Source organism: Niallia sp. Sow4_A1, assembly GCF_052116745.1.
Classification (GTDB): Bacteria; Bacillota; Bacilli; order Bacillales; family Cytobacillaceae; genus Niallia; species Niallia hominis.
In genome coordinates this window covers 1-22,705 of record NZ_JBQKKM010000051.1, presented here as the reverse complement: position 1 = coordinate 22,705, position 22,705 = coordinate 1, and the positions used below count along the sequence as shown (strand labels likewise).

The following is a 22,705-nucleotide window of genomic DNA, read 5'->3' as shown; positions in this document are numbered from 1 at the left end:
TTCCATTCGCCTCTTTCTTCTAATCCTATTTATTCCTATTTAACAAATAAACTGTTTATGCACATTTCTCACGATTTCTTCACCAGCAAATGCTCCTTTTTGAATGGTTAGATGCTGTGTTGGATTTTTTATTTTTTCTAGAGTTAACTCTCCATGTCTTGGAATATAACCTATTTTACAATTATTTAGAAATGGTAAATCTAATAAGGAATCACCTGCGCCAATTGATTTCTCCACTCCTTCTCTTTCTATTATGTATTTAATTGCCTCCCCCTTACAGATAGGCTTTGGCATAAAATAAAGCTTTCTTCCTTGTAAAGATATATTCCATCCATTTTCTATTGCAACTTGGATTAGCTCTCTTTTGATATCTTCGTCTATATTTGTTTTTAATACATAATAAAAGAAAAGATTATCGGCAATTTTCAACTCGCCATGTAAAGAATAAATCTGTAGCTTTTGTAGTAATTCACCTTTCTCCATACAATCTTCTTTTAATCTGGTGTGAATGGTTTGTGCCCACTCCTTTACAAGCTCTCCTTTATAATGAATTTTTGCTCCATTGCTTGTAACACAGTATGTCATTGGCATTTCTTCATTGAAAATAAAAATTCGCTTATATTGTTCATAAGTTCTCGTCGTAACAGGAACGAAAAAATGCTTAGTAGCAATCTCCTTCAATAAATCATAACTATCTTTTGTCATATAAGAAACAGGTTCACCATTTTTCACTTCCACACCAATCATCGATTCATTCCAAGGAGTTTCCATTTCATGTAATGCACGCTTTGAATATATTAACGTTCTGTCTAAATCTGATGCAAATAGATTCATCCTTTTCGCACTACCTTCTTAATTAAACCACAGCATGTATAGCTCATATTAGGATATGGAATTACTTCTACGTTTCTTTCTTGTGCTAATAAGACAATATGTTGAACATAAGGGCTATCTGGATCCTTCATTAATATCTTCCATGGCACCCTACGTAACAATACTCTTGTTGTTTCACCGACACCTGGTTTTACATAATGGGTACTATCAATATCGAATTCTTCCTTAATGGTCAGAACTTCTTTCATCCCTTTAAAATCAACGGTTTGATCTAGTTCATTTGCACGAATACATTCCTCTATTTGGAGTGGATTTACTTTTGGAAATGCCTCTGTAATCTCGTCTAAATAGCTATTCGATACATCATATGGCTCTAATTCCTGATAATACTTCGCCCCATGAAAATCATCTTTTTTGATATACTCTTCATTTAACACAGTACGACTTACTAGTCCTGACACTGTTGAATTTAAACAAGCACTTGGAATCAAAAAGTCTTCTCTCGTTCCATAAAGTGTTGTACAGTATCCTGGATCAGCAAGCACTGCAAGTGTATCATCTAATCGAATCTGATACTTTTGGTAAAACTCCTCACAGTTTTTCGTTAATTCAGTTGAAATTGCTCCTTTTCCTGTCCATCCATCAATAAATTGCAGGGCATAACCATTATGTGTTTGCAGCATGTAATGAATCGCATTTTCATCAATTCCTCTATCTCTTATGATAGAAATACTGTAGTGAGGAAGAGAAACATCATATTTCCATTTCAAATAGCGTTTAATTAAGATTCCAATAGGTGTTCCTGCTCGTGCTAAGGAAACCAATACTGTTTGTTTACCATGTTTGTGATAAATTTGTTCTGCAACAATTGCGGTACAAAGGGCTACTTTGTCTTTATAAGCATCGAGCGTCTCCCAAAAAAGCTGCAAATAATGTTCAGGTGGATTGTATTCGATTGGTAATGTTTCACTATAATGCTCTCCACCTTGAACCCTTTTTTCCCTTTCCTCGGTTGAGCCCTCTAATGTAACATCACTTAAGTCTTTTAATAGAAATATAACATCCTCTTTATCATAAGAACCGAACCTTACTAGATGATCTATGTTTGCTTTCATGATTTACCTCCCGCTACAGTATACAATATTTATTTTTTTCACTTGAACTGCTGTTAATTCAGCTAGCAACTCCGCTAATCTATCCTCACTAACCTTGCGCTCAAAAAATAAAAAGATATCGTCGTATTGCTTAGCATCAATATTGTATAAATAATGCACAATATCCAAATCTTCTGGATTTGAAAAACAGAATGCATTTTTAGCCCCATAATGCTCTTCATTATTGGGATAAATAGGACTTCTAGTCGTTGATTGATAAAATATATTTTCTCCCATATAGCTTGCTAGCTTCATTGGAATATACATAAACTCCCCTGTTCCAATGCAAAGCGTAGTACCCACACGCTTTTTCTTCAGGTCATTTGCTGCGAGTCTAATCCAATCGTCTGTGAGTTCACCCATATGGATGCCAAATCTTCCTGTATCCTTTAAGTACCCATAGTCATTTCTTATCCCTGCCAAACTTGTGGAAGTGATTGGGACGATTCGCTCTTTCACATAATTTTCGAGACTAATATATTCAAGTTGCGGTTTCTTTCTATTTGTTTCAGTTATCTCCGTTTGCGAAACAAGATTAAGAGGAACACCGATAAGCTCAAAGCTACCTTTAAGTAAAGAGACGACTTGAACCTTAATTTGCAATTCCTGTTCAAGGGATTCCATCTCTAACTGCCATTTTTTGGAACGCCAATCTAGAATGGATACAACCGTATATTTATCTCTAGGATATTTCTGATGAATATCTCGGATAATGTTTATAGCTGTTTTGCCTGTCGTTAATTCATCGTCTACTAAAATAATTTCTCGTAGATTATCAAGAGTGTCTTCCTCAACATAACAACGGTGAGATGTTGCATGTGAATGCTCTTCTTCAAAAGTAATGATTGGCACTAGCTCATTTACGTTATCTCTAGTTGTGTGGAAAAAAGTAGCCTGTTTAAATGCTCGAAAAAAAGAATGACCTAATCCCGTTGCAGTTTCTGCAAAGCCGATTATAATAGGATTTGCTTGTGCACTTGAAATAAATGGCTTGTCCAAAAACTGTGAAGCTGAATCACGATAAATAGCCATTATTTCCTCTCTTTGGGGAGAAATAGCGCCAGTAATAATTTCTTCATAACGTACTGCCAACATAAATCCAGTAAGGAGCCCTTTATTTGGCTCAATCGGTAAATGCTTGCCTAATAATTTACTAACAAATAAAAATGCCCGTTTCTTATTGATTCGTGCTGCCATTTTAAAAAAATCTTCTAGTGGAAGATGAAATGGATTTTCTTCGATGATGATGTCCATCTGTAAATTATGAATGATTGGTAATGAAATTTTCTTGTTTAAGTAAGTCAATGTATGTAAATCCTTCATGAAACACCCCGTAAACCTTTGATTTTAAAATAATTTTTTGTGCCCAGTAGAAATGAGGCTTAATTTCATTCATCTTATTTGAAAAACTACTTTTTACTACACCAATCTCCCCATTATTACTTTCTATAATATTACAAGCATCTAAATATTCCTCATAGGAAACAACATTTAATGCTTGCACTGGTTTTATATGTGTAGGATGAATAATTGTCTTTCCGGTTAAACCATTCGTAATATCCATCATAACTTCTCTAATTAATCCATCCATATGTTTATCTATGAGCTGTGTTCGCATATTCATTCCAGCTTTTCCATACCGCTTTCGGAATGGTGTCTCTCTCAATTGCGGAATTAGAACTCGCTCGCTCGTTGTAAAATATTCCCAAACTGGTCCAGAAACAACATATGCACTATCCGCACGTGTAAATACATTAACAATATCCGAAATACAATCTCGAATAATCGCAACATCATATACAGTCGTTTCTGCATTTCTACGAATACCATACAATCCGCAAAAATCAGTAGCACCAATCCGCACATTTAAAATGAGATGCTTATATTCATCTAGTACTTTCTTTATGGAAAGAAGTTCATCCATTCTAGTTTCTTTTTCAATTATTTTTTTTGTTTCTAAAATCGGCATCGCATATAAAGAATGCCCTAGCATATTATATTTTTCTAATTCTTTTAAAATGATCTCTCCCACTGCCGCTTCAAACTTAGGTATGACGATACCAGTTAATAAACTAATTTTTTCACCAAGCAAATCCATTAGATTTAAAAACTGAGATACAGAGCGTATTCTAATAAAAATCAATGGTAATTCATTTTTTATAAGAATGCTGTCCTCCAACGCTTGATATATGTTTGTTAATTCTTCGACTAATTTACGTTCAGCTATCTCCACTTCGTGATCACCTATGGAGTCCTCTAGACAAATTACCATGGATGTTAAAGCTGCGTGTTTTTTTGTTAATAAATCGTGGAAAATATTCGGTCTTGTTGCAGGCATGTATAAAGTGGAAGCAAGTGCATAGGATAATACTTCCTTCTCCGAAGTACTAAACACCTCTTCTGGTAATTTAAAGAAAAGACGTTCCATTTGTTTTTCATTTAAGTCAGAGAATAATTTCATTTCCTTTGCTCCATTCAATGATATTAACAACTTTTTTAATAATTATTCTGAAAATTCAAAAATAAGAATCGAATTTTATAGTAGGATAATTAATTATATCTTACAATAAAACTATTTTTTTGAAAATATTTACTTTATCATGGCGTTTTTTTAGGATGTTCCATATTGCCTATCGTAAGTAATGCGAAGGATATCCTGGGCAGGTAATAGGCGGAGGAGAAAAAATAAGATTACTTTTTTGGAAGGCTGTTTTCTTCCAAATTGTTGCTCTTAAATCTTAAGTCTTATAGTCATTTAACCGATTTAAAAACAACAATCTATTAGAAAAGAGTCTTAGGGAAAGAGGATATCTCTAGTTATCTTAATGTAATACTACTAGAAATATCCTCAAATAATTATGCTTCGCCCTGTTGTTCTGCTTTTTTCTTATTTCTAAAATGCACAACAAAGGTTGCACCAAATGCTATAACTAATAATCCAAAGAAATAAATATGATCAATATGAATATCAAATACTCCTAGCAGCATCTTAACTGCGATAATTAAGATAAGGATATATGCAGTTGCTTCCAGCTCTGGAATTTTATCGATTAATTTAAGGAAAACACCTGCGACACCTCTCATCATAAGAACGCCAAGGATACCACCAATTAATAATACCCATACTTGATTGCTTACACCGAATGCAGCTAAAACACTGTCTACAGAAAAGGCAATATCCATTAATTCAACAGAAATTACTGTTCCCCAAAATAGACCAAATGTACGGATTAGAATCCCATTTTTATTAATGCCTTTATTTTCTTCTTCATCTTCTGTTTCATTCGCTGCTTTTCTTCGATCCATGAAATACTTAATAGCGAGATATGCTAAATATGCAGCTCCGAGTATTTTCACCCATGAGAATTCGATTAAATAAACACCAATTCCAATTGCGATAAAGCGGAATAAATACGCACCTAATAAGCCATAAAACAATGCTTTTCTTCTTTGCTCTGGTGGTAGATGTTTAACCATTACAGCTAGTACCAATGCATTATCCGCAGATAACAGGCCTTCTAATATTACTAATGTTCCAATATAACCCCAACTTACTGGGTCAGTTAATACTTCTCCCCACATTTCCCAATTAAAAAACTGGGCATATGTATCAATAATTGTCTCAAATATTCCCATGAAAAGAGCTTCCCCCTATAATATGCTGATAAAATTAGCCAATTTCCAGACCAAAATCAGTAGCTAATGCAGCTAAACCGCCTTGGTATCCACTTCCAATGGCACTAAATTTCCATTCATTATTATGACGATATAATTCTCCAACAACTAATGCTGTCTCGATAGAGAAATCCTCGCCTAAATCGTAACGAATTAACTCTTCATTTGATTCCTCGTTTAAAATACGAACATAAGAATTAGAAACTTGACCAAAATTTTGATTTCTTCCTTCTCCATCATGAATAGTAATGGTAAATGCAACCCGTTGAATGTTAGCAGGAATTTCTTTTAATTCAACAATGATTTGTTCATCATCTCCATCACCTGCACCTGTACGATTATCTCCTGAATGAACGATGGAACCATTTCCACCTGATGGATTATTATAGAAAACGAAATCAGCATCATTTGTTACTTTTCCATTTTCTCCAAGTAAAAATACAGAGGCATCTAAATCAAAATCTTTTCCGCCATCATACTTATTTACATCCCAGCCTAATCCAATAATCACTTTTGATAATCCAGGATTTCCTTTTGTTAAGTCTACTTTTTGTCCTTTAGATAAACTAATTGCCATAACTAAACTACCTCCAAATTTTTTCATTATAGTTTCTATACGTAATCAGAAAAGAAAAGTTTCAACTTCTTTCATTCACAAGCAACAATTGCTACAAGTAAAGCCAACTCTTCTAACTCATCCACTTAGGGGGAGTATTTTTATCCCAATAAATTTCCCCAAGTGTATAATGTGTTTGGAATTGATCATGATACGTATGATAATGGAAGTTAAAATAATACCCTTCCTGTGGTGGTCGATCCCTTCTTACATGAAAACGAATAATGTCCTCATTTTGTCTTGAAATATGAAATATCCGCTCACTTGTTCCTGATGATGGAAGCTCAGTCACATTCAAATAGCTTAACTCCTCTTCCGGAAAAATACTCGTTACCTCACTAATTGCTTTTTCCATATTTGGGAGAACGACTAGTCGAAATTCATCTTCAATTACCGGTTTGATTTTCGATCCGAATTTTAAGTAACTTTGCTCTTCTGCTCGTTTAAGCATATCACTAATAAACTCTTCTCTTGATATGCCTTTACTATCTGTCAGTATAGCCTCTTCTATACTTTCTCTAGCAAAAGACATTTCTCTTTCATCAATTGGTTTCTTATCGTTATCACTGTTATTATTTAAAAATGTGGATGGTGATGGAGACACAAGGCCAAAAGTTAAAATAGAAACAAATACAACCAGGCTTTTACGAATCCAATTAGGCATTTATTACACCTCGCTTTCCGTTCATCCTGATGAGAATAAAATGTAATAAAATAATATTGATAGTCTAAGTATATATTATTTCTTATCAAATCATCTAGTATTATCCTATATAGATAGATTATTTTTTCATTATTCTTTTTTTAGCCAAATTCCATAGTGAAATTTGGCTGACTTACGTTTTAGCTGTTCAAATTGAAATCGATCAAATCTGCTACTTTTAAAATGATCTTTCAAAACGACCCTTTGTTTTGCAACCCGCTTTGCATGATTGATAATTTCTTCTGTCAATTCTTCATAATATGCTAGCTTTTTTAATGAATGGATACCATCAGAAGAAATTTCTTCTTCGAACATAGGATCCAAATAAACACAATCCATACTATTTTCTTCTTTTTTGATAAGCTCCTCTAATGCGTTAACATGCTTAACTTTGACTCTACGCATCGCATTATCGATTGTCGAATGACTTGTCTTCCATTCCTTTAAACCAGTTTTTACAAGGAAAGCGATTATCTCATTCACTTCCAATCCCTCTACATACCCATTGCTTCCAACGGCATAACTAGCAACAATGCTATCTGAAGCAAGTCCTAACGTACAATCTAAAAAGGACATCCCTTTCGATAAATTAGTTGCTTGGATAAAGGGATCATGTTCTTGATTGATAAGTCTTTTGATCCGGAATACCGCCGAATTCGGATGAAAAAAGAATGGTTGTGCTGTATTTAATGGATAATATTCAAAACGATTTTTGCCGATGATTAATATATCCATCATATAATACGCTTTAAGGTAATCAATTGAAGCCTTCTTTCGTTCTACGAATTTACATTGAAATTTTTCGGCAATTTTATTTGCGAGAATTTCCATTTCCTTATTCGTTCTACCTGCAGTAGTTATAATCATGTTGTTCTCCTATTTATCATACTTTTATTTTTCTAATAAAGGAAAACTTCCATCTAAAGAGGGATTCCTTATACTCTTAGAATGTTAGTGGAACCATTCGGATGGTTAGGAACATTGGATTTCCCCCCTCTCTTTTCTCAAATGCAGGATAAGCAAGAGAGGAGAATCATATTGAAGTTTAAATAAGGACAATAAAGAGTGTTTAATCCTGTTTATTGAAGGATGGTAACATGATAAAAAAAAAGAAGGTTCATGAGAGAAAGTGGCAAGCCCGCCTCTCTCATGAATCATTCTTTGTTTAGCAATATTGTTCAAAAGCTGATACTAGATTTTCCATAATTGCTTCCATGGAATTTCCTTCAATATCGTAACGGTGAATAAAGTGAACGACTTTATTGTCTTTAACAAGTGCCATAGATGGAGAGGATGGCTCAATATCGCCGAAGTATTCGCGCATTTTTGCTGTAGCCTCTTTATCTTGCCCAGCAAATACGGTAACTAAATGATCTGGTTTCTTTTCTGAAGCAAGTACTGCTTGTGTAACAGCTGGTCTTGCTAATCCTGCTGCACATCCACAAACTGAATTTACTACTACTAAGGAAGTCCCTTTATTTGTTTCTATAAATTGCTCCACTGCTTCTTCTGTTAATAACTCTTCAAAACCTGCTTGTGTTAGTTCTGCTCTCATTGGCTTTACTACTTGTTTCATGTATTCATCATATGCCATTGACATAATTAATTCCTCCAATTCCTCTATGTTTTATATCCCATAAATATACATTAGAAATACTCTTCCTGCAATCAAAAAAGCATTAGCATTACTAACAGCGTTATTTCCGCGCCTCTGTCATTTGTTTCCAAACCGATCCTTTTGCTTCCTCACCTAGTTCGATTCGTTCAATTGCTAATTTTATTTGCAGGCTAACTTCAAATTCTAGATCATCTTCATGAGCTTTCAATGCTGGAAGTGCTCTTTCGTCACCAACTTCATATAGAAACATAGCTGCTCTCCAACGAACTATCTTGCTCTTGTCTGACAATGCCTCCATCATTTCTTCCATTGCTTCAGGGAATCCTAAGTCTGATAAACAATCACCTGCAGTACGTCTGACAGTAACTGTTTTGTCCTTCAACGCCTTATACAAGGAAGGTAGAACAGCGGGATCTTCAATCATTCCAAGATATACAGTTGCAAGTCTGCGAATCGATGGTTTTTCATCATCAAGCGCCTTTGTTAAAACAGGAATATCGGCAACTGTTGGATCTTCACTTTGTTCAAGCTTTTGATATCTTACTTTCCAATCAGGATCCTCTAAATCGGCAAAAGTAAGCTTTGTTTTTACTCTGGCAGCATTTCCACTTACTTCCGTTTGAGGATTTATAGCATATTCGATGATTGTATTCAATCTTTCTTGTGGATATGCAGCAACGAGTTCTTCCACCATAACATTACCAATTTCTTCAAACTCGCCATATCGCACACCATAATCTTTCCATTTTCTTGTCATCACAACATTATCTTCAGGCGTACGCACTGCTGAAACGGCTTGAATAAACGATTGAGGCAAGCCAAATCTCTTTTCTTCATTACCATCCGATAATTTAATTTGCATTGGTATGCCCTTATACATTTGAACTTGGACCTTAATTTCTCCGTAATGCTCATTTAGCTCCTGTGGATTCTGGGTTACTTCATCCTCACCAAAGACATTGCGCACTTTTGAAAGCAATTCCTTCCAATCATAGCGAGCATTTCTTTCAACTGCTAAAAAATCAGCTACATGATAGACCCCTTTTATCCCTTCAATGGAAAGGATATTTCGAATTAATTCCGGTGCATCTTCTACTGTTTCAGCCTTATAATTATTGCTTTTTCCCATTGGCAACTCTTGGTCTAAATTAATCTTCATTGTATTTGGACTTGGTGTTGGTTCAATAGAAATAATCCTCACATTCCATTCCCCCTTCTTACATCCTTTATATTATCATGCTTTTTTCCTTTTCAAAAAAGAAATAGCTTTCGGATTTTTATCGTTATTTTCAAAAAAAGTACATCCTCGGCCTGAATAAACATTCTTCTTTCACCTGCATACAGCTAGGTCATTTGTTCATAAATTCCACTCTTTACGACTCTTTCCAAGACATTTTTCCTGTTGTTACGACTTATCCGCTATTTCCGATAAGTAGCTCCATCGTTCTATAAGATATTCTAATTTCTCATTTAATTGTTCTTGCTCTTTCATTAATTCAGCAGCTTTTTCGAAATCACTGCCTGTCTCGGCTAAGTCTGTTTCAATGTTTGCTAGTCTTTCTTCTACCTTTTCAATATCTTCATCTATTGTTTCCCATTCTCTTTGTTCATTATAGCTAAGTTTTACTTTTTTCGCTTTTGGCTCTTTCTTGACATTCGGTGTGTCGAATTTTTCTTTTGTTTGTTGTTCTTCTTTTCGCTCAACCTCTAAATATTCACTGTAGTTGCCATAATATGTGTCCGTTACACCATTTCCTTTTAATATTAATAGCTGTTCAGCTACTTTATCTAGAAAATAGCGATCATGAGATACGGTAATAACGACACCATTAAAGTCGCCTAAATAATCTTCTAGAACCATTAATGTTTGTGTGTCTAAATCATTGGTTGGCTCGTCTAATAATAGTACATTTGGTTCTCCCATTAAAATTTTCAATAGATAAAGCCGTCTTCTTTCTCCACCAGAAAGTTTTCCAATAATGGTCCCATGTGTATGAAGGGGAAATAGAAATCTTTCTAGCATTTGAGCAGCTGTAATGACTTTTCCATCTGAAGCCTCTATTACTTCTGCAGTTTCTTTTAAATATTCAATCATTCTCTTGGAAGTATCCATATCTTCGTTTTCTTGTGTATAATATGCAACCTTTACAGTCTGACCAATAATTCTTTCACCAGCATCAAGAGATAAATTGCCCGCCAAAATATTTAGGAACGTCGATTTTCCTGTTCCGTTTTTACCGATTATCCCATATCTATCTCCAGGTTTCACAAGTAAATTAAAGTGATCTAAAATGATTTTATCCTCAAAACGCTTGCTAGCATCAACCAATTCAAATACTTGTTTTCCTAATCTGCTCCCTTTAAGCGAAATATCTAATTTATCTTTTCCTTTAACATTCGCTAGCTTATCGTCCAAAGTATCAAAACGTTGAATTCTTGCTTTCTGTTTTGTGGAACGAGCCTTTGCTCCTCTTCTAATCCATTCCAATTCTCTTCTAAATAAATTCTTTTGTTTTTCAATCGTCGCCGCTTCATTTTCCTCGCGAATAGCTTTAGCCTGCAAGAAATCTCCATAGTTCCCTTTATAGCTATAAAGATTCCCTCCGTCCAGTTCAAACATTCTGTTCGTTACACGATCCAAGAAGTAACGATCATGTGTTACTAGTAAAAGGGCGCCGGTATATCGACTTAAATAATCCTCCAGCCATTTCACAGCCTCAAAATCGAGATGATTTGTTGGTTCATCTAAAATAAGTAAATCTGGCTCTTGAATGAGGACTTGTGCCAACGCAACACGTTTTTTTTGTCCTCCGGATAATTCGCCGATTTTTTTATCAAAATGCTCAATCCCCAATTTCATTAAAACAGTCTTTGCATTTGTATGAACTTCCCAGCCGTTTAAAGCATCCATTCTTTTTTGCAGAACAAAAAGCTTTTCATGGAATTTCTCATTTTCAGGGTCATTGTTGATTTGGATCAACAGGGCTTCATACTCTTTTATAAGCGTTAATACAGGTGCATCACCAGCATATACTTGGTTCAAGACACTAAGCTCAGGGTTTAATTCAGGACTTTGTGCAGAATAGGCAATCTGATAATCTTTCGGTGCAGTTATCTCTCCTTTATCTGCAATATCCATTCCAGCCACTATTTTTAATAAAGATGATTTTCCTGTACCGTTTATCCCGATTAAACCGACTCGTTCTTTTTCACTTATCGAAAAAGATATATTTTCAAATAGTTTTTTCTCTCCATATGTTTTTGTTACATTTTCAATTAAAATACTCTTCATCCTGTACATTCCATTCTTTATAAAATTCTTGTAAAAAGGTTTCCATAAACAGATGCCTTGCTTCTGCCATTTCTCTGGCACTATCTGTATGTAATAAATCTCTTATTTTTAATAGCTTCTCATAGAAATGATGAATAGAGGAAGAATTATGCTTCCGATATTCTTCTTCCGTCATCTTATCTCTTATTGGTAAAGCGGGATCATATATAGGACTTCCAGTGCTTCCACCAAAAGCAAAAGTTCTCGCGATTCCCAAGGCCCCAATCGCATCTAAACGATCTGCATCTTGGACTATTTTCGCCTCTATGCTACTTGGAGGTATTCCGTTTCCGCCTTTAAAGCCGACAGAAGAAATAATGGATAAAATAACCTCTTTATCTTGATTATCTACCGGAATAGTATCAAGTATAGACGCTAATTTCCTTTGCCCCTCTTCTTTTGATTTATTCAATTTTTCATCTGAAATATCATGTAATAATGCCGCGAGCTCGATAATAATCGAATAGCCTATTCCCTCTTTTTTCGAAAGGAATAAAGCCATTTTTCGAACTCTATCGACATGATACCAATCATGTCCACTCGCATCTTTTTCCATCTCAATTTTCACCAAATTTTCTACTTGGTATATAATATCCACTTATTCTCACATCCAGCTATGCTTCTATTTAACTTATTGTATCATGAAACGCAGTTATTCGAATAAGAAAGAATATCACTTGTTCTAAACAAAAAATAGGAGAAGAATGTTTTATCCATTCTCCTCCTGCTTTCTTTTTTGTATGATATTTTTATTCATCCTTTAAAAACGGTTTAATTTTCGGAAAAACTTTCAAGGCTGTCCGATAAAATACATCTTTATGGAAGGTCTCTGGTATAAGTTTTTTAATAAAATCAATATAAGGACCAAATGGCGCTAATGGCCAATCTGTGCCAAAAAGCAATTTATCATAGGAATGGGAAAAGACTAATGCATGACGCAAATGGTCAAGAAATATTCCTTCATGTGCTTCTTCCAATTCTTTTTTTGTTCCAACAATTAAACCAGATAGGTCTGCATATACATTCGAATTCTTGTAAATAATCTCAGCACCAGTTAACGTCCATGGATCACCGAAATGAGCCATCATAAAATTCACCTTACGATGTTTTACTGCCACTTCATCAATTGCAAGAGGATGACTATATTTTAATAACCCTCTTTCAGAATACGTATCTCCTGTGTGAAAAACGACAGGAAGATGATACTTTTCTGCAAGCTTGTAAACTGGTTCATAAACATCATCATAAGCATAAAATGGATAATATCCTAAATAGATTTTCATTCCGACAACATTCGGCTTTTGAATCTCTTGTTCCAAACGTTGAATTGCTGACATATCCATATCATATGGATTTACGCCAGCACAGTAGACTATATTTTCAGGAAGAGTTGCACTTAAATCAAGTCCCATCGGCGTTTGCGCATGGTAATCAGGAAAACCCATTTCAGGAGTTTCTGTAACGCCCATTCCAATTGCAAGGACAATCTTTGCCTTCTCCATCTCCTCTTTAACTCCTTCAAAGCTATAATCAACTAAGGAAAGATTTTTTGCAGTATCTTTGAATGTGTCTATATTCGAATAATGAATATGTGCATCAATTATTTTCATTAAAAATATTCCCTTTCTTAAAATGCAATTCTTCTTACTTGTTTTAATAGACTGGTAGAGATTTCCTCTTTCGCAAACAGTAAATAGTTCGGTTCTGTATATAGGCGGTTTGTTTTTCTTTTACATTTGTCAAAGGAAATTAACTGTATCGCATCTTTATTACTATAATATTCTGCATCCTTTGCGTCTTCACTTGTGATAAAGTAAAACTTATCTTCCCCTAATGATAAGTAGTAATTATCCTTTACATTTGCTTCCTGCTCTTCGTCAGCAACGATAAATCGCTTATTTGCCACCGAATCGCTCATTATATGAAGCACACACTTTTCTTCCTCGTTACATGCCATAAATAGATTGGTATGCCAATCTTCTTCCGCCATACGTTTTCCAGCATCATTCATTATTTCTACAAATGTAATAACTAACGGTATGCCTGGCATTGTTACATAATATTGCACATACTTTAAACCCTTCCATTTTTGATGATGATTAATCGTTGTTTCCAGCTTTATTCCAGACCAGACATTGTGATGGATATCCTTTAGACTAGTAAACTCACATATTGTATGTTCTTTTAATAAAGAAAAGACATTTAACTCTGGTGGACCATTTTTTATGCCACCACACCACGGATTCCACCAGCTTTTTGCAATCGGTTTTGGAAAAGAGTGCTCCAGCCAGTGTTTCCCGTTCGCTTCAAGGGAATAAACACCGGGATAATAGGCAGGAGAAGCTTTAAATGTCACTACTCCGTTGGAAACCTGATAAACAGCTAATCCTTCTTCTTCTAAAAGATGTGTAGTTATCCCTTTTTGATTCGAAACAAAAAACAAATGAGCTGTGTCCATATCCTTTGTTGCTGACGCTATAGTAGTAGTCATTTTATTTAGACCTAATTGTATGGCATTTTGATGGTTTACTCGGTAAACTTCTGATTGCTCTGTATTGATCTGAACGCAATCGACCTTATTATGATTTATTCTAAAGGTAGCATCACCAATTATTGGTTGATTTCTAAAGTTTTTTAGAGATACTTTAACATCTTCATCTTTATCCCAAATCATATTTCCATCGTTATATTCAATGATTAATTCCTTTACAACTTTTCTTTTGTGTTCGTCCTTCATTCCCTCCGCAGCTAGCTGCCATTCTTGCCATTTGCGATAAGCACCGATATTTATGCAAATAGGGGGGAAATCGACTGATTCATTTGATTGAAGGAAGTGTGTAGACTCTATATGCATTTTCCAATTATCCATTTTTATGCGAGCGTCTTTATCCCATGCTACTCCAAAAGGAAACACTGTTGGAGTAGAAAAATACCAATTACCCGTTATATCCTTTGATGCGATTTCAAATGGAAGTACAGTATTTAATTCACAAAATGACACAACTTCTCCTTTTAAAGGGAGAAATAAATTATGCCAAGAATCATAGAATGTTTCTTGTAGGCTTATTTCTTTTTCTACCAAGTTATTATTATTAATTGTTACCAAACGCTTTATTAAACCTTCTGCAAAAAGTTCATTCGTTAAAATAATTTCCATACCAGGAAAATCGCTAGACTTAAAGAATAATTTTATTGCAATACTGTTTCCAGCTTTATCTGTGTTCACCAAATACGGCTTTAGTTTAGACAGTTCACTAGAAAAAGGCTTTCCGATTGCTGGTGCAAAAAGAGTGAAATCTGTATCAGCAATTTCCGTTGTGTGATCAACTTTACTTATAGAAAGCTGATGTGGACCGTTATATACCTTCCAGCTCTTATCATTTTCCACTACAAACTGTTCACCAATCCCTTTTAATGCAAGGGTTATCTCTTTCTGAATACTTAATAGCTTATTGTCATTACCCATCATTTCACATTGAAAGTATTCTTTAAAGCAGCCACAACTCTTCACTTCAACAGGAATTCTAATCCACTTTTTCTCTTTTTTTGCCAGAGTGAAAGAATACTTCTCCCCATCAAATTGAATATGTTTATTCATCGGTATCATTAGGTTAGCGCTAATGTCTTTGTTTAAATTGTTTTGGAGTTCCAAATCTAAGTAAGTATTCATTCCTTTAGCTAAAATGGCATCTATTTCTTTTGTCTCAATAGAAATTGGCGACTTAGGCAATATCCCCAATTGTAAACTTGTTTCCAATTCGTTTATGCTGAGATCAACTTTTAACGACGGGAAAGTTTTCCCTTCTACAGGCTCCTCTCCTACCTTTACTACAAAAGGAAATGGAACAATCAACTCTTCCTTTTCCTTTACTGTAAATGTGTTGGAGAAACTGCAGCTAATTCTGCCATCATTATCAGCCCTAGCTTGCAAGGAAATTGGGTTTGCTCCTTTATTTTTAATTTTCAAGGATACTTGCTGTTCTATTTCTTCTATACACTCATGATTTTCCATTATTAATTCCAACTGAAAATCCTTTGTTTCAATATAGCTGATTCCTCTACCTGTTTTTTCGAATTTAACTACAACACTTTCCCGTTCTTTTTGCCAAACATATTCATAGTGTGTAAATCCATTAACAATTTCTCCATCTGGTCTAATTTCCAGGTTTCTTTTTAAATCATCATACCAATCCATGTCTTTTAAATAATGATTGATTAATTCATTATTGCGAACAGTTGGAATAAAGTTCATTAAGTGAGTATTTTTATCGTTATCCTCCCAAAAGAAACCACAGCGCTTATATAAAGGAACTGCCTTTAAGTTACCTGCCCATGTATATAAATCAAGCCTTGGCCATTTTTTGTCTATTGCCATGTTAAGGGCATGTAATAATAACTTTTTACCTATTTTCTTTCCATGATAATCTGGGCGAACATTTAACAACGGTACATATAGCGCTCCAACATCTTCCTTATAAACAGAAAATCCGCAATATCCCACCACTTCTTCTCCCAACACAGCTAAGAAAGTGTCAAGATTATCGGAACTTTGCTGCTGCTCGAGCACTTGCTCCTCTGTTTTACCTGAACCTCCCCAAGATTCCTTACTCTTTGTCCACATATCAGCAACACTTTTGGCAAGCCCATCATGATAGCTAACGATTTTTATTGTTTGTGTTTCATCCTGCATCTTTTCCACTAAGAACCCTCATCCCTCTTATTTTGAATTTTTGTTTGCATCGATACTTCTTTGTGGTTTCGCATAGTACCTCCTCCTTTCATTAATATAGGAATGTTTTTCCAACGTTCCTTTCTTATCGTATTATTATTAAGAATGTTTGTAAAGATATTGCAATAATAATTTTTCTGATAATTAAATATGATATCCAACAAAACTAGACAAAGCTCGTCAAAGGATATTTTTCTCTTTTCTCGAAAGATATAAAGACAAGGCCTTTAAACGTCCTTCTTGCCAATGGTTTTGCTTTGATTATGATTATTGAGGGGTGTGTAGAATGTTAAGTGTACAAACAAAAGAACTTTCTATTAAGGATGAACAAACAAAATTATTAAGTGTGAAAGAAGCTGCGGAATATATTGATGAAGGTCCTGGGGTTCTAAGAAACTGGTTAAGAGAGTTAAAAACCCTTATCCCAGTTATTATTGGAGAAAATGGCTATCGCTATTTTGATCAAAAAAGCTTGGATATTTTAGTAAAGGTGAAACAACTGCGAAATGAAAAGCAACTGTCTTTAAGACAAATTGAAGATGAGCTTACATGCCCTGTCCCTACCTCTATCCCAATTGCCACCGATGCCACGGAAAAAATTCTTCAAGATTTACAAACAATCAGAGAAGAATTAGAACTTCAAAAAAATTTCAATCAAGTATTAGTGCAACAATTAAAAAAACAACAGGAGCATATTGAACTTCAGCAAGAACATATTGTCAGCCAAGAAAAAAAAATAACACGATTAGAAAATCCGATTATCCACCAAGATAAAGAAGATAATCCTGCTAAATCAAGAAAAACAAAACAAAATTTCATAAACGAAAAGGAAACGAAACAAAAAAAATCAGGTTTTATCCGCTTATTTTCTTATCGTTAATAGAGTAAAAATATGTATAAGAAACGGGGTTCTGCCTTTCTTGAAGTAAATTACGTCTCCACTAAATTTCGAGCAGAATCCCTTTTTTATTTTAATGATTCAATAGCTTTTCAATGTCTTCTTTTAATTCGGATGGCTTTGTATTTGGTGCATATCGCCCAATAACTTTTCCATCCTGATCAATTAAAAATTTAGTGAAATTCCACTTAATCGCCTTTACTCCGAGCGTACCAGGTGATTCTTTTGTTAAATATTGATATAGTGGATCAGCCGTTTTTCCATTTACATCGATTTTAGCAAACATCGGAAATGTTACACCATAGTTTATTTCACAAAACGACATAATCTCCTCGTTTGTTCCTGGATCCTGATTTAAAAACTGATTGCTTGGGAATCCTAATACAGAAAATCCCTTATCTTTATACGTTTGATACAATTCTTGTAATTCTTTAAATTGAGGTGTAAAGCCGCATTTACTAGCTGTATTTACAATCAATAATACTTTCTCTTTATAATTACTTAATGATTGTAAGTCTCCATTCATTGTTTTAACTTCAAAATCATAAATATTCATTTTATCATCTCCTTATACAGTTAATAATGCATCAATAGAGTAAAGGGAAATCAATGTTTTTTCCATAAATTCCATCATAATGATCATATCATCTATTTGTTCTTCGATAATGAAGCGTTTAAAATCAATAGTAATATGATTATTTACTATTTTATCAGCATTAAGTGGATTATAACTAATTTCCTGGACAATCTTCATCTCTTTTCCCCATATATCTTCGACTTTATTTTGCAAGGTATGATATAGTATATCTGACTTTTTATGGCGTAAATAAAGGTGAATATAAATAGTCGCACCAATTAAGGCTTCCTTGTTTGTATTTGGCAGTAGCTCTGCAGATAAATTTTGCAAATCAGCCGATAGTTCGAATGTTAACTTTGCGTTTTGCTGATTTTTCAACCTAAACGTAATCGTATAATTTCTTGATAATTTACTACTATTAAATAAATCATTCCGGTCTAAAACGACAATTTTCCCATCTAAATCACTGTCATAAATAAGGCCTTCCATTACGGTTCTCATGTTTTCAAAGGCAGTGGGATCAAACATTCATTTTCTCCTTCTTTACTTTTTAAAAAGCGCAAGAAACTTCCCAATAGCAGCATACAAAAAAATAACGCAGCTACTATTGGCAACGAATACTTGCACTTGATTGCTAAATTTATCTTTATTTAAAATAGCCCTACTGCTTTCCCGTTCTCGTCTACATCCATTTTTAAGGCAGCGGGTTTTTTTGGTAATCCCGGCATTGTCATAACATCACCGGTAAGTGCCACGAGAAATCCTGCCCCGATAGAAGGCTTAAATTCACGAATCGTAATCGAAAATCCTTGTGGTCTGCCAATTAACGAAGGATCATCTGATAAAGAATATTGTGTCTTCGCCATACAAATTGGAAGATTAGCCCAGCCATATTTTTCAAAGTCTGCTATCTGTTTTTTTGCTTTAGAAGAATATTCAACACTTTTTGCTCCATAAATTTTCGATGCAATTGTATGTATTTTTTCTTCGATAGAAGCATCTAATGGATAAATATGTTCAAATTTTTGTTCCTTTTGCTCCAATATAGCTAACACTTTTTTGGCTAATTCGACACCTCCATCTCCACCATTTTCCCACACTTCTGTTAAGGCAACTGGAATTTGCGCTTGTTCACAAAGCTGTTTCAGTACCTCAATTTCCGCCTCTGTGTCTGTCACGAACTTATTAATCGCAACAACAAATGGTAAACCAAATTCTTGAATGCTCTCCACATGCTTTTGTAAATTTGCAAAGCCTGTTTTTAAAGCTTCAGTATTTTCTAAAGAGAGTTCTTGTTTTGCAACTCCTCCATGCATTTTTAATGCACGAATCGTTGCAACAATAACGACAATTTCTGGGTTTATCTCTTTATTTCTCGACTTAATATTCAAAAATTTCTCTGCACCTAAATCTGCTCCAAATCCTGCTTCTGTTACTACGTAATCGCCTAATTTAGCAGCTGTTGTTGTTGCGATGACACTATTACAACCATGGGCTATATTAGCAAATGGCCCCCCATGGATTATGGCTGGAGAATGTTCAATCGTTTGAACTAAATTTGGCTTTATCGCATCTTTCAACAATAAAGTAAGTGCCCCTTCTACTCCCAAATCACCAACAGTGACTGGCTCTTTATCTACATTATAGGCAACAACCATTTGGGATAATCGTTTCTTTAAATCGGTGATATCTGCTGCCAAACATAATACAGCCATAATTTCAGATGCGACTGTTATGTCAAATCCATCTTCTCTAGGTACTCCTTGTAAGGGACCTCCTAAGCCGATTACTACTTTTCTTAAGGCACGGTCATTTAAATCGACTGCTCTTTTCCATACAATTCTTCTTTGATCAATGCGGCATTCATTGCCTTGATGAATATGGTTATCAACTAATGCAGCCAAAGCATTATTAGCAGTGGTAATTGCATGAAGATCTCCAGTAAAGTGAAGGTTAATATCTTCCATAGGTAGCACTTGGGCATTTCCGCCGCCTGCCGCTCCTCCTTTTATGCCCATTGTGGGGCCTAAAGAGGGTTCTCTCATGGCAATGACTGCTTTTTTTTGCAATTTATTTAATGCGTCGCCTAAACCAACTGTCACAGTAGATTTCCCTTCCCCTGCAGGAGTTGGATTAATAGCCGTCACAAGAATTAATTTACCTGATTTATTTTTTTTCAAGTCAATCAAGGCTTGTGAGGATATTTTCGCTTTATATTTTCCGTATAATTCAATATCATCGTCAGATAGGCCAATTTTCTCGGCAATATGTATGATTGGTTTCATTACTGCTTGTTGAGCAATTTCGATGTCAGATTTCATTTCTTTCTTTACCTCCATGATTTTCCTCTGCAATTTTAACCTTCCATTTTATTGTACAATAAAAACCATGTTATAAGTACACGTTTCGACAAAATCACTTTCATGTATCAACTACCATGGCATTCCCTTAATAAAAGATTTTCGATATAAACATAGAAAATATGCTATCATTTAAAAAATTCCAAACATTATGATTGCGACATATTCAAATCAATTTTATAATAAGCTATGTTATCGGTTATAGAAAGTTCCTACCGTCAAACATATATAAACACCAAACATTTTATGTAACACTACTATTTCTACTATGGAAATACAAAATAAGATGATTATTAGGAGGAGACATACCTATATGCCAATAAAAATCCCTCATCTTTTGCCAGCACGAGAAATACTAGAAGATGAAAATATATTTATTATGGATGAAGGTCGGGCAAAAGCACAGGATATTCGCCCATTAAACATATTAATATTAAACTTAATGCCTGAAAAAGAAAAAACAGAGGTTCAAATATTGCGCTTGCTCGGAAATACGCCTTTACAAGTAAATATTTCCTTTTTAAGAACAGCTTCCTATGAATCAAAAAATACGAGTCCATATCATCTTGAACAATTTTATCGAAACTTTGAGGCAATAAAAACAAATAGATACGATGGTATGATTATCACAGGAGCTCCTGTAGAATTAATGAGTTTTGAAGAAGTCGATTATTGGGAAGAATTAACGAAAATTATGGAATGGTCAAAGACTAATGTTACTTCTACTCTCCATATTTGTTGGGGAGCCCAAGCAGCTCTTTATCACCATTTTGGAATAAATAAATATAAATTAGATCAAAAATGTTATGGAATTTATTCTCACTATGTTTTAAATCCATCTGATAAGCTAATGCGCGGCTTTGATGATAGCTTTTTAGCCCCTCATTCAAGACATACAAATGTATCGATACAAGAAATTAAAGAACATCCTGATTTAGAGCTATTATCTGCCTCAGAAGACGCTGGAGCTTTTATCGTTAGCGCAAATAGTGGCAAACAAATTATGGTGACTGGCCACTTAGAATATGATTCTGTTACATTAGCAGAGGAGTATAAAAGGGATAAAGAAAAAGGATTAAACATCCATCTTCCGCTGCATTATTTTCCAAATAACGATCCGAGTGTGCAGCCCTTAAATAGTTGGCGCTCACATGCCCATTTATTGTTTTCTAATTGGCTGAACTATTATGTCTACCAAGAAACACCTTACGAATGGAAATAAAATAAAGAGCTAGCTTAAGAAGATACAAAAAAAGCGAGGGTAGAAGTCGATTGACCCGCGAACCCCCTCGCTATTATGCCATTCCCAACCAATTTAGCCATTATTATTGCTACCACTTGTAAAATAAACTTCTTCATATGGTTGAATAACGACAAATCCCTCTCCTGCAAATTTCATCTGTATCGATTCTCCACTTCCTCTTCCGAAAAAGGTTTTAAGCGAAATATCTGTTACAAACTCTGGCTGCAAGTTTCCAGACCATGCAACAGTAGCATTCGGATCTGTAAAAACAGGGTTATGTGGAGTAACTCGTAGCGTAAGTGGTTCGTAATGAGATGTTATCGCAACCATTCCTCTTCCAGTTAGATTTATATTAAATAAACCACCAGAAAGCATGCCTGCAATTCTTCTCATTAGCTTGATATCCCATTTGATTGTTGGTTCAAAAGCGAGAAGATCATTACCGTTTACAAAAATGGAATCTCCATTTAAATGCAAAATAGAAATTTTCTTTCCTTGGTCTGCTAAATATAGCTTCCCACTCCCTTCTGCTTTCATTAATGAAGCGCCTTCTCCTGTAAGTGCTTTCTTAAACATCTTTCCTATACCATGCTCCAAAATCCCTTCCCGTGTAAATCGAATATTTCCACGATATGACACCATACTTCCAGCTTTCGCCCATATTTGACTCGCTAAATTTATTTCAAGCATTCTTTCTGTTTCTAACTCAAAAACTCCCTCATTCTTATCTTTTTGCTCTGTCTTTGCCAAGAATTCTTCTAATTCATATCTTCCCATGCTCTCACCTCTTCAATAAATTGTTAATTTAAGGATATCATCTAGTAAGTTGCATGAAAATATATAAATAGGGTAGAAATCACTAGTGTTGCATTAATTTAATTTCACTATTAAAAATACTCGAAATGTTCACTTTTATTATTTTATGCATAGAAAAAGTCCTTTATAATGGATAAGTCAGGTGGTAACC

The 22,705-nt window shown here is 34.6% G+C and carries 20 protein-coding genes; 2 read left to right on the top strand and 18 right to left on the bottom strand.

Features of this window, described 5'->3' with window-relative positions; all coding sequences use genetic code 11:
• Positions 1 to 39: 39 nt before the first annotated feature.
• From ACTQ5K_RS21125 to ACTQ5K_RS21060, 14 genes are all read right to left on the bottom strand, one after another.
• Entirely contained in the window at positions 40 to 834 is a 795-nt protein-coding gene (locus tag ACTQ5K_RS21125; protein WP_031538147.1) for an HAD family hydrolase, read from the bottom strand.
• Positions 831 to 1,949, bottom strand: coding sequence for a cysteine protease StiP family protein (locus tag ACTQ5K_RS21120; protein ID WP_349204915.1), 1,119 nt, complete (start codon positions 1,947 to 1,949; stop codon positions 831 to 833). Before ACTQ5K_RS21120 ends, ACTQ5K_RS21125 begins: the two co-directional genes overlap by 4 nt.
• A 3-nt stretch (positions 1,950 to 1,952) precedes the next feature.
• A complete protein-coding gene (locus ACTQ5K_RS21115) occupies positions 1,953 to 3,311 on the bottom strand; it encodes a phosphoribosyltransferase family protein (protein WP_349204914.1) in 1,359 nt (452 codons plus the stop codon).
• Entirely contained in the window at positions 3,250 to 4,449 is a 1,200-nt protein-coding gene (locus tag ACTQ5K_RS21110; protein WP_235251637.1) for an HpcH/HpaI aldolase/citrate lyase family protein, read from the bottom strand. The genes ACTQ5K_RS21115 and ACTQ5K_RS21110 overlap by 62 nt, the downstream gene beginning before the upstream one ends.
• A gap of 395 nt (positions 4,450 to 4,844) precedes the next feature.
• Complete coding sequence (locus ACTQ5K_RS21105; RefSeq protein ID WP_031538152.1) at positions 4,845 to 5,624, bottom strand: TerC family protein; 780 nt, start codon at positions 5,622 to 5,624, stop codon at positions 4,845 to 4,847.
• Between the two features lie 34 nt (positions 5,625 to 5,658).
• The gene (locus ACTQ5K_RS21100) at positions 5,659 to 6,240 is read right to left on the bottom strand and encodes a TerD family protein (RefSeq protein ID WP_031538153.1); all 582 of its coding nucleotides are present in this window, start codon (positions 6,238 to 6,240) and stop codon (positions 5,659 to 5,661) included.
• Between the two features lie 112 nt (positions 6,241 to 6,352).
• The gene (locus ACTQ5K_RS21095) at positions 6,353 to 6,943 is read right to left on the bottom strand and encodes a YpjP family protein (RefSeq protein ID WP_031538154.1); all 591 of its coding nucleotides are present in this window, start codon (positions 6,941 to 6,943) and stop codon (positions 6,353 to 6,355) included.
• A 129-nt stretch (positions 6,944 to 7,072) separates the two neighbouring features.
• Positions 7,073 to 7,849, bottom strand: a complete 777-nt coding sequence (locus ACTQ5K_RS21090) for a class I SAM-dependent methyltransferase (protein WP_031538155.1) — start codon at positions 7,847 to 7,849, stop codon at positions 7,073 to 7,075.
• Between the two features lie 298 nt (positions 7,850 to 8,147).
• Positions 8,148 to 8,582: a BrxA/BrxB family bacilliredoxin gene (locus tag ACTQ5K_RS21085; RefSeq protein WP_031538156.1), complete on the bottom strand. Its 435-nt coding sequence runs from the start codon at positions 8,580 to 8,582 to the stop codon at positions 8,148 to 8,150.
• A 97-nt stretch (positions 8,583 to 8,679) separates the two neighbouring features.
• Positions 8,680 to 9,801, bottom strand: coding sequence for a conserved virulence factor C family protein (locus tag ACTQ5K_RS21080; RefSeq protein ID WP_349204913.1), 1,122 nt, complete (start codon positions 9,799 to 9,801; stop codon positions 8,680 to 8,682).
• Positions 9,802 to 10,005: 204 nt separating this feature from the next.
• The gene (locus tag ACTQ5K_RS21075; protein ID WP_284561378.1) at positions 10,006 to 11,892 is read right to left on the bottom strand and encodes an ABC-F family ATP-binding cassette domain-containing protein; all 1,887 of its coding nucleotides are present in this window, start codon (positions 11,890 to 11,892) and stop codon (positions 10,006 to 10,008) included.
• The gene (locus ACTQ5K_RS21070) at positions 11,873 to 12,487 is read right to left on the bottom strand and encodes an HD domain-containing protein (RefSeq protein WP_284561380.1); all 615 of its coding nucleotides are present in this window, start codon (positions 12,485 to 12,487) and stop codon (positions 11,873 to 11,875) included. The genes ACTQ5K_RS21075 and ACTQ5K_RS21070 overlap by 20 nt, the downstream gene beginning before the upstream one ends.
• Before the next feature lie 193 nt (positions 12,488 to 12,680).
• The gene (locus ACTQ5K_RS21065; protein ID WP_349204912.1) at positions 12,681 to 13,541 is read right to left on the bottom strand and encodes an amidohydrolase family protein; all 861 of its coding nucleotides are present in this window, start codon (positions 13,539 to 13,541) and stop codon (positions 12,681 to 12,683) included.
• A gap of 17 nt (positions 13,542 to 13,558) precedes the next feature.
• On the bottom strand, positions 13,559 to 16,621 hold the full coding sequence (locus tag ACTQ5K_RS21060) for a GNAT family N-acetyltransferase (protein WP_235251649.1): 3,063 nt from the start codon (positions 16,619 to 16,621) through the stop codon (positions 13,559 to 13,561).
• A gap of 325 nt (positions 16,622 to 16,946) precedes the next feature.
• Between ACTQ5K_RS21060 and ACTQ5K_RS21055 the strand changes: the two genes are divergently transcribed.
• Positions 16,947 to 17,540, top strand: a complete 594-nt coding sequence (locus tag ACTQ5K_RS21055; RefSeq protein WP_349204911.1) for a MerR family transcriptional regulator — start codon at positions 16,947 to 16,949, stop codon at positions 17,538 to 17,540.
• A 91-nt stretch (positions 17,541 to 17,631) separates the two neighbouring features.
• On the opposite strand, the gene ACTQ5K_RS21050 is transcribed toward ACTQ5K_RS21055, so the two are convergent.
• The 3 genes from ACTQ5K_RS21050 to ACTQ5K_RS21040 all read right to left on the bottom strand — a co-directional run bounded on the left by ACTQ5K_RS21050 (position 17,632) and on the right by ACTQ5K_RS21040 (position 20,474).
• Positions 17,632 to 18,114 carry a glutathione peroxidase gene (locus ACTQ5K_RS21050; RefSeq protein ID WP_235251633.1) on the bottom strand — a complete coding sequence of 161 codons (483 nt, stop codon included), beginning with the start codon at positions 18,112 to 18,114 and terminating at the stop codon, positions 17,632 to 17,634.
• Between the two features lie 12 nt (positions 18,115 to 18,126).
• Entirely contained in the window at positions 18,127 to 18,663 is a 537-nt protein-coding gene (locus ACTQ5K_RS21045; RefSeq protein WP_349204910.1) for a hypothetical protein, read from the bottom strand.
• A gap of 122 nt (positions 18,664 to 18,785) precedes the next feature.
• Positions 18,786 to 20,474, bottom strand: coding sequence for a formate--tetrahydrofolate ligase (locus ACTQ5K_RS21040; RefSeq protein WP_235251631.1), 1,689 nt, complete (start codon positions 20,472 to 20,474; stop codon positions 18,786 to 18,788).
• Between the two features lie 334 nt (positions 20,475 to 20,808).
• Between ACTQ5K_RS21040 and metA the strand changes: the two genes are divergently transcribed.
• Positions 20,809 to 21,717, top strand: a complete 909-nt coding sequence (gene metA, locus ACTQ5K_RS21035) for a homoserine O-acetyltransferase MetA (protein ID WP_031538167.1) — start codon at positions 20,809 to 20,811, stop codon at positions 21,715 to 21,717.
• Between the two features lie 93 nt (positions 21,718 to 21,810).
• On the opposite strand, the gene ACTQ5K_RS21030 is transcribed toward metA, so the two are convergent.
• Positions 21,811 to 22,515 (bottom strand): AIM24 family protein, encoded by a 705-nt coding sequence (locus ACTQ5K_RS21030; protein ID WP_031538169.1) that lies wholly within the window; start codon positions 22,513 to 22,515, stop codon positions 21,811 to 21,813.
• Positions 22,516 to 22,705: the final 190 nt, after the last annotated feature.